We start from the raw sequence: 11,671 nt of genomic DNA on the forward strand, positions 1-11,671 counted from the left end.
CTAGCAGGCTGAGTTTGCGACGTGCTACTTTCTCGTTGGTGGTCATACGGTGACTCCAGATAACACGGTAGGGGTACCGTTTTGTTATCCGGTTTGAAGCCGTATGACCACTCCCTTTTGTGGGCAACTGTCAGGTGAATACCATCTCCATACAAATAGACTTCTCTAGTGGTAAAAGGGCGCCGAGGCGCCCTTTGTCATTGAGGGGGGCTTGATAGCCCCGACTATCAACCCGTGTTGCGCATACCGGCGGCAATACCGGCGATGGTGACCATCAGCGCCTGATCCAGCTCGGGATGCAGGGTCTCGGCATGGTTGCGCGAGCGGCCCAGCAGCTCGACCTGCAGCACGTTGAGCGGGTCTGTGTAGGGGTTGCGCAGCTTGATGGACTCCTTGATCCAGGGCTGGTCGTCGAGCAAGTCGCCCTGCGGGCGCAGCTCCAGCACCACCTGGATGGAGTCGGCAAGCTCCTGACGCAGCTGTTTGCCGAGGCCCCACAACTCCTTGGGCACCAGCCGGGTGTCGTAGTACTCGGCCAGCCAGACGTCAGCCTTGAGGAACACCATCTCCAGCATCTCGAGGCGAGTGCGGAAGAAGGGCCACTGACGGCTCATCTCTTCCAGCACGCCTTTCTGGCCGTCGGCGATGGCTTGCTGCAGCCCCTTGTGGGCGCCGAGCCAGGCCGGCAGCATCAGCCGGTTCTGGGTCCAGGCGAAGATCCAGGGGATGGCGCGCAGGCTCTCGACCCCGCCGTTGGGCTTGCGCTTGGAGGGGCGCGAGCCGAGCGGCAGCTTGCCAAGCTCCATCTCCGGGGTGGCGGCGCGGAAGTAGGGCACGAAGTCAGGATGACCGCGCACGATACTGCGGTAGTGATCGCAGGAGACTGACGCCAGCTGCTCCATCACGGCGCGCCAGCACTCCTTGGGCTTGGGCGGCGGCAGCAGGTTCCCCTCCAGCACGGCGCTGGTGTAGAGGTTGAGGCTCTGGATGGCCACCTTGGGCAGGCCGAACTTGAAGCGGATCATCTCGCCCTGTTCGGTCACCCGCAGGCCACCGCGCAGGGATCCCGGCGGTTGCGACAGGATCGCCTGATGAGCAGGTGCACCACCACGGCCGACGGTACCGCCACGGCCATGGAACAGGGTGAGGCGCAGGTTGTTGGCCTCGGCCAGTGCCACCAGGGATTCCATGGCGGCGTACTGGGCCCAGCCGGCGGCCATCATGCCCGCGTCCTTGGCGGAGTCGGAGTAGCCGATCATCACGTACTGACGGCCCTGGATGTAACCGCGATACCAGTCCACCGACAGCAGGCGCTCCATCACGGCGGTACCCGCCATCAGGTCTTCCTGGGTCTCGAACAGCGGGGCGACCGGCATGCGGAACTTGCAGCCGGCCTCTTTGAGCAACAGCTGCACCGCCAGCACGTCGGACGGCGCGCCAGCCATGGAGATGATGTAGATACCGAACGCATCGGGATCGTGCTGGGCGATGACCTTGCAGGTATCCAGGGTCTCGCGGGTCTCGTCGCTCGGCTCCCAGTCGGTCGGGATGAGCGGGCGGCGGGAGTTGAGTTCGTTGAGCAGGAAGGCCTGCTTGTCGTCCTCGCTCCACTCGGCGTAGTCGCCCATGCCGAGGTAGCGGGTCAGCTCGGAGAAGACCTGGCCGTGGCGCTCGCCATCCTGGCGGATGTCCAGCTTGACCAGATGGATGCCGAAACAGGCCAGCTTGCGCAGCACGTCCAGCAGCATGCCGTCGGCGATGTTGCCCATGCCGCAGGCGTGCAGGGAGTGGTAGCAGAGCTCCAGCGGCTCGCGCAGCTGGGCGGTGGTCTTGACCAGATCCCGGCTCTCGCTCGCCTGGCCCTGCACCTTGGCGGTGAGAAACTCCTGGGTCTCGCGCAGCTGTTCGCGCAGCTCGCGTACCAGGGCGCGGTAAGGTTCGGGGTGATCACCGACTCGCTCGCGCACGGCGTCGGTGCAGTCGGACATGGAGAGCTCGGAGGTGAGCTCCTTGATGTCCTTGTAGAACAGGCTCACCGCCATCCAGCGGCCCAGCTCCAGCACTTCGGCGGTCACCTTGGCGGTGACGAAGGGGTTGCCGTCGCGGTCACCGCCCATCCAGGAGGTGAACTTGACCGGCGCGGCATCCAGCGGCAGCCGCACACCCAGGTGGTGTTGCAGCCGCTCGTCCAGATTGCGCATGAATTCGGGGATGGCCGGCCACAGGCTGTTTTCCACCACGGCGAAGCCCCACTTGGCCTCGTCCACCGGGGTCGGGCGCTGTTCGCGGATCTCGTTGGTGTGCCAGGCCTGGTTGACCAGCTGCTCGATGCGATTGAGGATCTTGTCCCGCTCGCGGGGCAGCAGATCGGAGAGCTCCAGCGCCTCGAGGCAGTCGTTGAGCTGCACGTGCTTGTGGATCAGGGTGCGACGGGTCACCTCGGTGGGGTGGGCTGTCAGCACCAGATCGATGTCCAGCTCGCGCACGGCCTGGATGATGGCCTCCTGCGACAGGTTGGAGGCTTTCAGCTTGTCGAACATCTGCTCGAGCGGATCCGGGGTGCAGACCTGCTCTTCGCAGCGACGGGAGATGGTGTGGAACTGTTCGGCCACGTTGGCCAGGTTGAGGAACTGGCTGAAGGCGCGGGCCACCGGCAGCAGCTCGTCGTCGCTCAGGTTGCGCAGGGTGTCGAGCAGACGTTCCCGGTCCGTCTCATTGCCTTTGCGGGAGGATTTGGCCAGCTGGCGAATGGTTTCGATCTTGTCGAGGAAGGCCTGTCCCTGATGATCCTTGATGGACTTGCCCAGCAGTTGACCCAGCATGCCTACGTTGGCGCGTAGTGCGGCGTACTTTTCGTTCATTCCACATCCTTATCTTGTTGGTGCCTGACACCCATCCGGGGTGCGAGACGACCTCACTTATTGTTGTGCGATTACAACATATGCTCCGTCATCTTAGGGTGACAATCTACCCAGATTGTCTGCGCAAGGTCAAATAACAGGCCGATTCAGAACATGTATTTCCATCACCTGTCCCGAGGTGCGATGTCATGTAACTTACTTACATTCCCGTCAGTTCAGAGGCAGAAACGGCGGATCAGGTGCTGCAATACGCTGGTGGTCGGTTTGACGAACGACAGATCGAGATATTCGTCCGGCTGGTGGGCCTGGGCGATGTGGCCGGGGCCCAGCACTATGGTTTCACAACCGAGCTGCTGGATGAAGGGGGCCTCGGTGCAATAGTTCACGGATTCGGCGGCCCGACCGCTGGCCCGCTCGGCCTCGCGCACCAGCTCGGAGTCATCGGCGCAGGCATAGGCGGGGATCGGCTCGTGCAGGTGCTGCAGGTGCAGGCAACCCGGCTGGTGGATCTCGATGGGGGAGAGCGCTTCTTTGAGCATGCCCATCAGCTCGTCGGGGCCCACCTGCGGGGTGGGACGCATGTCGATGTGCAGTTCGCAGCAACCGCAGATGCGGTTCGGGCTGTCGCCCCCTTGGATGTATCCCAGATTCAGCGTGGGCTGCGGCACGGCGAATCTGTGGTCGGCGTACTTCTCCTTCAGGCTGTGCTGCAGCTTGAGCACCTGGCCCATGGCCTGGTGCATGATCTCCAGCGCGTTGACGCCGTTGGCGGGATCCGAGCTGTGACCGCTCTTGCCTGTGATGCGGATGGCTTCCGACATGTGGCCCTTGTGGGCCACTACCGGTACCAGCCCGGTCGGCTCGCCAATCACCGCGTAGTCGGGTTTCAGCTCGGCTGCGGCGGCGATGGCCCGGGCCCCCGCCATGGTGGTCTCTTCATCGGCGGTAGCCAGGATGCGCAGCGGCTTGCTGAGGGTCTTGAGGTCGATCTCCTTGAGCGCCTCGACGATAAAGGCGAAGAAGCCCTTCATGTCGATGGTACCGAGGCCATAGAGGCGGTTGCCTTCTTCGGTCACCTTGAAGGGATCCTTGCGCCAGGCCCCCTCGTCGAACGGCACAGTGTCTGTGTGGCCCGCCAGCAGCAGCCCCCCTTCACCCTGACCTATCGTCGCCACCAGATTGAACTTGCCCGGCAGCTCGGGCAGGGAGGTCACCTCGCACTGAAAGCCGAGCTGAGCGAACCAGTCGGCCAGCAGCCGGATCACCGCCTCATTGCTCTGATCCCAGCGGGGATCCGTGCTGCTGATGGACGGAATCGCAATAATATTCTTGTAGAGTGAAAAAAAATCCAGATTGGCCACCTGCTCCTCCTTGCTTCCCCGGAATGTTTCTGTTAGAAAATACAAATGCAAAGTGAGTGCATGAATATTCTGTAAGTTTGCCTGAATACGTGGCTCATCGACAAGGCTTCTAGTTGTAAGGGAAAGTTAATGTTCTGTCACCTGATCTATAACCGACGACACACACCCGCCTGAATTGCCCCTCCGCACTCGTGCATGGGGCATCGAACCCCCTTGTGCACCGCAGCACCATGCTGTGAATCTCGAACTCTGACTTGGAATACTCAACATGCTTAACACCGTTATCGTCGGTGCTAGTGGCTACGCGGGAGCCGAGCTGGCCGCCCTGGTCCAGAACCACCCACAACTCAAGCTGTTCGGCCTCTATGTTTCCGCCGGCAGCCAGGACGCCCACAAGCGTTTCTCTGCTCTGCATCCCCAGTGGGTAGGCGCGCTGGATCAGCCGCTGCTGCCGCTGGACGAAGATGGCATGACCCGGATCCTGACCCAGGCCGATCTGGTGCTGCTGGCCACCGCCCACGAGGTGAGCGCCGAGCTGGCGCCGAAGTTTCTCGCCAAGGGGCTGCCGGTGTTCGATCTCTCCGGTGCCTTCCGGGTCAGGGATCAGCAGTTCTACGCCTCCTACTACGGCTTCACCCACGACAGCGAGCAGTGGCTGGATCAGGCCGCCTACGGCCTGGCCGAGTGGAACGCCGAAGCGGTCAAGGCGGCCCAGCTGATTGCGGTACCAGGTTGCTACCCGACCGCCTCCCTGTGCGCCCTCAAGCCACTGCAGCAGGCCGGTCTCATCGCCAAGGGGTGGCAGCCCATCATCAACGCCGTCTCCGGGGTCTCCGGCGCCGGTCGCAAGGCGGCCATCAACACCAGCTTCTGCGAGGTGAGCCTCAACCCCTACGGCACCTTCAATCACCGGCACCAGCCGGAGATCAGCCACCACCTGGGCAAGGAGGTGTTGTTCCAGCCTCACCTTGGCAACTATGTGCGCGGCATCCTGGCCACCATTTATGTGCAGCTGGCGGACGGCGTGACACCGACCCAGGTGGATCAGGCCTACCTCAAGGCCTACGAGGGCAAGCCCCTGGTGCGCCTGACCGGCCAGATGCCCTCCATCCGTGGCGTCGCGGGCACCCCTTACTGCGATCTGGCCTGGCAACAGCAGGGCAACATGCTGGTGGTGGTATCCGCCATCGACAACCTGCTCAAGGGCGCCGCCTCCCAGGCCATGCAGTGCATAAATATCAAATTCGGATTTGAACCGGCCACCGGCCTGATTTAAGGACTCAAGGAAGGATCGCAACGATGAACAAGCAGACTCTGGTAATCAAGTTGGGTGGCGCACTGATCGAAAACGACGAGGCGCTGACCGCCCTGTTCGCCACCCTCAAAAGCTTTCTGGACGAGCAGCACAGACCCCTGGTGCTGGTGCACGGCGGCGGCTGCCTGGTGGATGACCTGCTCAAGGGGTTGGGTCTCACCTCCACCAAGAAGAACGGTCTGCGGGTGACCCCGTTCGAGCAGATCCCCTTCATTGCCGGCGCGCTGGCCGGTACCGCCAACAAGCAGATGATGGCCAAGGCCATCGCCACCGGCATCCCGGCGGTGGGGCTCTGTCTGGCGGACGGTGGTCTGTGCCAGGTGACCCAGCTCGACCCGGCACTCGGCGCGGTCGGTGACTGCCAGCCGGGCAACCCGGCACTGGTGGCGGGGATCCTCGCTCAGGGCTTCCTGCCGGTGGTGAGCTCCATCGGCATCACCGCCGACGGCCAGCTGATGAACGTCAACGCGGATCAGGCGGCTACCGCCATTGCCGAGGCGCTGGGCGCCGACCTGGTGATGCTCTCCGACGTGAGCGGCATCCTGGATGGCAAGGGCAAGCTGGTGCCTCAGCTCGACAAGCTGACAGCGCTGGATCTGATGGAGAAGGGGGTGATCAGCGACGGCATGGCGGTCAAGGTGAAAGCCGCCCTGCATGCCGCCGAGACCCTGGGCAAGCCGGTCTGTGTCGCCAGCTGGCGCTACCCGGATCAGCTGCTCAAGCTGCTGGCTGGCGGTGCGGTTGGCACCCAGGTCTCTCTCTGATCTCCACCGGAACAAGGAACATCCGATGCAACATCTTCTGAAAGACAGCGACTTGAGCAAGGCCCAGATCGAGGCGCTGATCGCCCTGGGCAAATCGGTCAAGGCCGATCCGAAAAAGTACGGCCAGGCACTGGCGGGCAAGAGCGTGGTGACCCTGTTCGAGAAACCCTCCCTGCGCACCCGGGTCACCTTCGACATCGGCATCGCTAGGCTGGGCGGCCACAGCGTCTATCTGGATCAGCAGAACGGCGCGCTCGGCAAGCGCGAATCGGTGAAGGATTTCGCCGCCAACCTGTCGCGCTGGTGTGATGCCATCGTCGCCCGGGTGTTCGATCACCAGACTCTGGTTGAGCTGGCGGAGCACGGCACAGTGCCGGTGGTGAACAGCCTGTGCAACCTCTACCACCCCTGCCAGGGGCTGGCGGACTTCATGACCATCAGCGAGCACTACGCCGATCTGTCCAAGGTGAAGCTGGCCTATCTCGGCGATGGCAACAACGTCAGTCACTCCCTGCTGCTGCTGGGGGCGACCCTGGGTACCGACGTGACCCTGGTCTGCCCGAAAGGCCACGGCCCGGATACCCAGATCTTCCTGCAGGCCCAGGCGCTGGCGGCCCAGGCGCTGGCGGCCCAGTCGGGGGCGACCATCCACATCAGCGACGACGTGGCGGCCATCGAAGGGTTTGACGTGGCCTACACGGATACCTGGGTCTCCATGGGTGACAACACGCCAATGGAGCAGGTAAAAGATATCTTTATGCCTTATCAGATCAACCAGGCCCTGCTCGACCGCACCGGCATCCAGCACGTGCTGCACTGCCAGCCGGCGCACCGGGAGCTGGAGATCACCTCTCAGGTCATGGACGGGCCTGGCTCCCTCATCATGGACGAGGCAGAAAACCGGATGCATATCCAGAACGCCGTGCTGCTGACCTTGCTTGGACATGGTCAGGGGCACAAATAACGGCAACCGACCCCAAATCACACCCTTTTATCGAATCATCATGGAGAGAAGTAAATGAGCGGAATCAACAAGATCGTACTGGCTTACTCGGGCGGACTGGATACCTCGGCCATCATTCCCTGGCTGAAGGAAAACTATGACGCGGAGATCATCGCCTTCGTTGCCGACGTCGGTCAGGAGCGTGACGATCTGGAAGGGATCGAGCAAAAAGCCATCGCCTCCGGCGCCACCAAGTGCATCGTCAAGGATCTGCGGGAAGAGTTCGTCAAAGAGTACGTCTACCCGACCCTGAAGACCGGCGCCGTCTATGAGGGCACCTACCTGCTGGGGACCTCCATGGCCCGTCCGGTGATCGCCAAGGCGATGGTCGAGGCCGCACTGGCGGAAGGGGCCGATGCCATCTCCCACGGTTGCACCGGCAAGGGCAACGATCAGGTGCGTTTCGAGGGTGCGGTGGCCGCGCTGGCGCCCCAGTTGAAAGTGATCGCCCCCTGGCGTCTGTGGGACATGCGCTCCCGGGAAGATCTGCTGGCCTACTTGGAAGCCCGTCAGATCCCCTGCAAGGCGACCCTGAAGAAGATCTACAGCCGCGATGCCAACGCCTGGCACATCTCCACCGAGGGTGGCGAGCTGGAGAGCACCTGGAACGAGCCGTCCGAAGCGGTGTGGCAGTGGACCGTTTCCGCCGAACAGGCACCGGATCAGCCGGAGTACGTCAAGCTGACCGTGGCCCAGGGTGAAGTGGTGGCCGTTGATGACCAGCCGCTCAGCCCGCACCAGATCCTGATGACTCTGAACGAGCGTGCCGGCAAGCACGGCGTGGGCCGCATCGACATCACCGAGAACCGGATGGTGGGCATGAAGTCCCGCGGCTGCTACGAAACCCCGGGCGGTACCGTGATGGTCGCCGCGCTGCGCGCGGTAGAAGAGCTGGTCTTGGATCGCCCGACCCGCGCCTGGCGGGAGAAGCTGGGTGCCGAGTTCTCCCACCTGGTCTATGACGGTCGCTGGTTCACCCCGCTGTGCAAGGCCATTGTCGCTTCTGCCAACGCCATCGCCGAAGATCTGGACGGTGAAGTGGTGCTGAAGATGTACAAGGGTCAGGTCACCGCGGTGCAGAAGAAGTCGCCGAACAGCCTCTACTCCGAAGACTTCGCCACCTTCGGCGCCGACGAAGTGTACGACCAGAGCCATGCCGAAGGCTTTATCCGTCTCTACACCCTGGCCAGCCGGATCCGCGCCATGAAGGAGCAGCATCAGGCTATCGGTGGCGATCACACCCACGGCTAACCCTATAGGTTCCAAGCCGCAGAAACAGGTGAGGGGGCTTGGCCCCCTCACTCATAAGCGGCGACCTGATTCCCTCGCCTGTGAGCAGGGGAAGTATAACCGATGAGCTGTGACAAGAGCGGCAGCGCCCCGGCCGCTTCTGTGAGATAACAGGGGCGGTTTTCGAATGATTTGGTGTGCTTTGTTCCCTTCTCCCCTTGCGGGAGAAGGGTTGGGGATGAGGGGGAGGTCATTGGCCATTCCCCTCATCCTAGCCCTCTCCCTGAGGGAGAGGGGATCGGTTCGCAGTTGCTGGATGTGACATGTTCAACGGCAACAGCGTCGCTCACCAGCGCACTGTTATGCAGAAAAATACAGGGCAAGAGTTCTGCGCGCAGGCCAAGGGGCCGCGCGAGTACGGCAGGCGCAAGGCGCCGCCGACAACGTATTCAAGGAGAGCAGTATGGCACTTTGGGGTGGACGCTTCAGTCAGGGAGCCGATAGCCGGTTCAAGCAGTTCAACGATTCGCTGCGGTTCGATTACCGGCTGGCGGAGCAGGATATTCAGGGCTCCATGGCCTGGGCCAAAGCGCTGGTCAAGGTGGGCGTGTTGACCGAGGGTGAACAGGGCAAGCTGCAGCAGGCGATGGAAGTGCTGCTCGCCTCTGTGCAGCAGGATCCCCAGCAGATCCTGAGTTCGGACGCCGAAGATATCCACTCCTGGGTCGAGAGCCAGCTTATCGCCGCCGTCGGCGATTTGGGCAAGAAGCTGCACACCGGCCGCTCGCGCAACGATCAGGTCGCCACTGATCTCAAACTCTGGTGCAAGGCCCAGGGCGAGCTGCTGCTCGGCTCCATCACCGCCCTGCAACAGGGGCTGGTGGCCTCCGCCCGCGCCAATCAGGCCGCCGTGCTGCCGGGGTACACCCATCTGCAGCGGGCCCAGCCGGTCACCTACGCCCACTGGGCGCTGGCCTATGTGGAGATGCTGGAGCGGGATTACTCCCGGCTGCAGGATGCCCTCAAGCGCCTCGACACCAGCCCGCTCGGCTGCGGCGCCCTGGCGGGCACCGCCTACGCCATCGACCGCGAAGCCTTGGCGCTCGATATGGGCTTTGCCGGCGCCACTCGCAACAGCCTGGATTCGGTCTCCGATCGGGATCACGTGGTGGAGCTGATGCACGTGGCGTCCCTCTCCATGACCCACCTGTCGCGCTTTGCCGAAGATCTCATCTTCTACAACACCGGCGAGGCTGGCTTTGTCGAGTTGTCCGATGCAGTCACTTCCGGCTCGTCGCTGATGCCGCAGAAGAAGAACCCGGATGCGCTGGAGCTGATCCGTGGCAAGACCGGCCGGGTGGTCGGCGCCCAGCTGGGCATGCTGATGAGCCTCAAGGCGCTGCCGCTGGCCTACAACAAGGACATGCAGGAAGACAAAGAGGGGCTGTTCGATGCCCTAGACACCTGGCACGACTGCCTCGACATGGCGGCGCTGGTGCTGATCGATCTGAAGGTCAATGGCGAGCGCACCATGGCGGCGGCCCAGGGCGGCTACGCCAACGCCACCGAGCTGGCAGACTATCTGGTGGCCAAGGGCATTCCGTTCCGCGAGGCGCACCATATCGTCGGTGAAACCGTGGTCTACGCGATCCAGGTGAAGAAGCCGCTGGAAGAGCTCTCCCTCCCCGAGTTCCAGCGCTTCAGCCCCGTGGTGGGGGAGGATGTCTATCCGAACTTGGAGCTGGAAGCGACCCTGGCCAAGCGGGTTGCCAAGGGCGGCGTCGCCCGTGAGCAGATCGAATCGGCCCTCATTGCCGCCGAACAGTGGCTGGCCAAACGCGCCTAAGCGCACAGGAACATCAAGAGAGGGCGTCAGCCCTCTTTTTTATGTCGGCTTATCAGCCTGTTTCGCTTGCCCCGATGGCGGCAAAGCGGGCATGAATCCCTGACCAGGCTGAATGGAACTCAGCGCCAACCAGAAGGAACCTGCATGTACCTGCCACCCCATTTTGCCGTCACCGACACCGAGACTCTGCACCAGCTGATCCGAGCCTATCCGCTGGGGGCTCTGATCACCCATGGTGAAGGGGGACTAGATGCCAACCACCTGCCGTTCGAATTCGCTGCTGGAGAAGGGGAACATGGTGTCCTGCGTGCCCATGTGGCCCGCAACAATCCGCTCTGGCAGGAGGTGAAAGACGGCGACGAGGTGCTGGTGATCTTCAAGGCTGCAGATGGCTACATCTCTCCCAGCTGGTATCCGGGCAAGCAGGAGCATCACAAGCTGGTGCCGACCTGGAACTACAGCGTGGTACATGCTCACGGTCGCATCCAGATCCGCGACGATGCCCGCTTCGTGCGCCGGCTGCTGGCAAATCTGACCCGCACCCATGAAGCCGCAGAGCCCGCGCCATGGAAGATGGCGGACGCGCCGCGAGACTATCTCGAGGCCATGGTGCAGGCGGTCGTCGGCATTGAAATCGAGATAACCGGGCTGGTCGGCAAGTTCAAGCTGGGTCAGAACAAGGAGGCGGCGGATCGCCTGGGCGCAGCCAATGCCCTGCAGGAGCGCGGACAGAGCGCGCTGGCAGAGGCGATGCTGACTCCACCTTCCTCACTACCCTGGCGTGGCTAGCAGGGGTCCGGCCTAACAAAAACGGCAACCTCAGGGTTGCCGTTTTTTATTGCTCACCGCCGTTCACGCACTGGCATTGAGCAGCTTGCCAACGCCTTCCCCCTTGCCATTGGGCAGGGTCTGCTTGAAGGCGAAGAGCAGCTGATCGAGGCTGAGATCGCTGTTGCCAAGGGAGCCCTTGAGGGTGTCCAGCTCACTCTGCAGGGCGTCGAGGCGGGTGCTCTGGGTGCCATTTGCCAGCTGGGTGCGGGCGGCGTCGATGGCCTGGGGCAGGGACTGGCCCGAGTACTCCTGACCCAGGGTTTGCATCAGCGCCCCCATGAAGTGGTTGATGGCGGGACGGTTTTGCTCGCTGTTTGCCTCCTTGACCGAGTGCGCGGCAAGCCTCGGCCTTCAGGCCGGGGAAGGATAGCGCGGACGCCGTAGGCGTCCTTTGCGGCGGTCAGTGTGGCGTCTGCTGCTGCTCAATGTACTGGCGGATGATCTCGATAGGCGCACCGCC

Annotated in this window: 8 protein-coding genes and 1 pseudogene; 6 read left to right on the top strand and 3 right to left on the bottom strand. The window is 62.8% G+C overall.

What is annotated here, in order from left to right:
* Positions 1–227 precede the first annotated feature (227 nt).
* Both ppc and argE read right to left on the bottom strand, forming a co-directional pair.
* On the bottom strand, positions 228–2,861 hold the full coding sequence (gene ppc, locus CAK78_RS03340) for a phosphoenolpyruvate carboxylase (RefSeq protein ID WP_005308531.1): 2,634 nt from the start codon (positions 2,859–2,861) through the stop codon (positions 228–230).
* A gap of 215 nt (positions 2,862–3,076) precedes the next feature.
* Positions 3,077–4,222 carry an acetylornithine deacetylase gene (gene argE / locus CAK78_RS03345; RefSeq protein WP_094696356.1) on the bottom strand — a complete coding sequence of 382 codons (1,146 nt, stop codon included), beginning with the start codon at positions 4,220–4,222 and terminating at the stop codon, positions 3,077–3,079.
* Between the two features lie 268 nt (positions 4,223–4,490).
* Here argE and argC point away from each other — a divergent pair, with 268 nt between their 5' ends.
* The 6 genes from argC to CAK78_RS03375 all read left to right on the top strand — a co-directional run bounded on the left by argC (position 4,491) and on the right by CAK78_RS03375 (position 11,169).
* On the top strand, positions 4,491–5,498 hold the full coding sequence (gene argC, locus CAK78_RS03350) for an N-acetyl-gamma-glutamyl-phosphate reductase (RefSeq protein WP_094696357.1): 1,008 nt from the start codon (positions 4,491–4,493) through the stop codon (positions 5,496–5,498).
* A 23-nt stretch (positions 5,499–5,521) separates the two neighbouring features.
* Entirely contained in the window at positions 5,522–6,301 is a 780-nt protein-coding gene (gene argB, locus CAK78_RS03355; protein WP_094696358.1) for an acetylglutamate kinase, read from the top strand.
* Between the two features lie 25 nt (positions 6,302–6,326).
* Positions 6,327–7,265, top strand: a complete 939-nt coding sequence (locus CAK78_RS03360; RefSeq protein ID WP_176452647.1) for an ornithine carbamoyltransferase — start codon at positions 6,327–6,329, stop codon at positions 7,263–7,265.
* A 54-nt stretch (positions 7,266–7,319) separates the two neighbouring features.
* On the top strand, positions 7,320–8,555 hold the full coding sequence (locus CAK78_RS03365; RefSeq protein WP_010635203.1) for an argininosuccinate synthase: 1,236 nt from the start codon (positions 7,320–7,322) through the stop codon (positions 8,553–8,555).
* Between the two features lie 442 nt (positions 8,556–8,997).
* On the top strand, positions 8,998–10,380 hold the full coding sequence (argH, locus tag CAK78_RS03370; RefSeq protein ID WP_094696360.1) for an argininosuccinate lyase: 1,383 nt from the start codon (positions 8,998–9,000) through the stop codon (positions 10,378–10,380).
* Between the two features lie 144 nt (positions 10,381–10,524).
* Complete coding sequence (locus tag CAK78_RS03375; RefSeq protein ID WP_094696361.1) at positions 10,525–11,169, top strand: FMN-binding negative transcriptional regulator; 645 nt, start codon at positions 10,525–10,527, stop codon at positions 11,167–11,169.
* Positions 11,170–11,232: 63 nt separating this feature from the next.
* On the opposite strand, the pseudogene CAK78_RS03380 reads toward CAK78_RS03375, so the two are convergent.
* Positions 11,233–11,538 (bottom strand): annotated as a pseudogene (locus CAK78_RS03380) (hypothetical protein); the annotation flags it as partial.
* Positions 11,539–11,671: the final 133 nt, after the last annotated feature.

The organism is Aeromonas sp. A35_P, assembly GCF_002259925.1.
Lineage (GTDB): Bacteria > Pseudomonadota > Gammaproteobacteria > Enterobacterales > Aeromonadaceae > Aeromonas > Aeromonas dhakensis.

Coding starts and splice junctions, on each gene's coding strand:
- ppc (WP_005308531.1), bottom strand. CDS start 2,861: ATGAACGAAAAGTACGCCGCACTACGCGCCAACGTAGGCATGCTGGGT.
- argC (WP_094696357.1), top strand. CDS start 4,491: ATGCTTAACACCGTTATCGTCGGTGCTAGTGGCTACGCGGGAGCCGAG.
- CAK78_RS03365 (WP_010635203.1), top strand. CDS start 7,320: ATGAGCGGAATCAACAAGATCGTACTGGCTTACTCGGGCGGACTGGAT.
- argB (WP_094696358.1), top strand. CDS start 5,522: ATGAACAAGCAGACTCTGGTAATCAAGTTGGGTGGCGCACTGATCGAA.
- CAK78_RS03360 (WP_176452647.1), top strand. CDS start 6,327: ATGCAACATCTTCTGAAAGACAGCGACTTGAGCAAGGCCCAGATCGAG.
- CAK78_RS03375 (WP_094696361.1), top strand. CDS start 10,525: ATGTACCTGCCACCCCATTTTGCCGTCACCGACACCGAGACTCTGCAC.
- argH (WP_094696360.1), top strand. CDS start 8,998: ATGGCACTTTGGGGTGGACGCTTCAGTCAGGGAGCCGATAGCCGGTTC.